The organism is Campylobacter sp. BCW_4323 (assembly GCF_001763115.1).
In the GTDB taxonomy this organism is placed as follows: Bacteria; Campylobacterota; Campylobacteria; order Campylobacterales; family Campylobacteraceae; genus Campylobacter_D; species Campylobacter_D jejuni.
The window spans coordinates 1-822 of the sequence record NZ_MJYC01000018.1 but is presented as its reverse complement, the minus strand read 5'-3'; the positions used below and the strand labels follow the sequence as shown (position 1 = coordinate 822).

At 24.2% G+C, this 822-nt stretch carries 1 protein-coding gene; it reads right to left on the bottom strand.

Annotated elements, in window-relative coordinates:
• Positions 1–25 precede the first annotated feature (25 nt).
• The gene (locus AJN60_RS09660) at positions 26–202 is read right to left on the bottom strand and encodes a hypothetical protein (protein ID WP_002871628.1); all 177 of its coding nucleotides are present in this window, start codon (positions 200–202) and stop codon (positions 26–28) included.
• Positions 203–822: the final 620 nt, after the last annotated feature.

Sequence of the window (822 nt, the reverse complement as noted above, 5' to 3'; positions counted from 1 at the left end):
TTCACCTTTATAATAAAACTATATTTTATCCGACTTTTTCTTTTTTTCCAGCTATTTTGCCATTATAGCTTAAGTTTAAAAGCTCATTTAAGGTAATAATAGTTTCATTTTCTTGCAATATACAATCTTCTAAATCAAAATAAAAATAACTAGCTTGTGCAAGCTCGGCATAATCTCTTAGCTTATCGATTTTTTCTTTCAAAATTATCCTTTATTTAAATAATGATAAAAAAATATATAATGTAACATAAAAACTATTATGATAATAAAACATGTAATACAATATCAAAGCTATAGGATAATAAAGTAACAATAGCAATGCTATATACAAAAACTTTATTTCACAAAGAGAAAAAAAGCGATAAAGCATTAATAGAATTAAAGGAAAAATAATCCAACCTAGCATTACAAAAAATTCATACACTCTATTTGGATTATGCCCTACAGCAGGAGAAATAACAAACCCACTTATACAAAATACTACCCAAACAATATAAAACTTACGAAATGCACCCATTTATTTTCCTTTTTAATATTTTTAATAAAATTATTCTACTTTTTTAAAAATTAAAATATAGCTATATTAGGAAAATTCCAACCATAAACACTAGGGGCATTAAAGGTATAAATTTCATTAGGGCTAAAAGATAATTTGTCTTTATATTTAATATCGCAATATATCAAAGCCCCACTTAAAGTGTTAGACTAATGTTTTAAAATACAAAATCAATAGTTCTTTTACTAAATGCATCATTCAATCCTACCCTACTAATATCATTATCCAATGTTATTTCTTTACTATCAAAACAAGTATTTATAAGA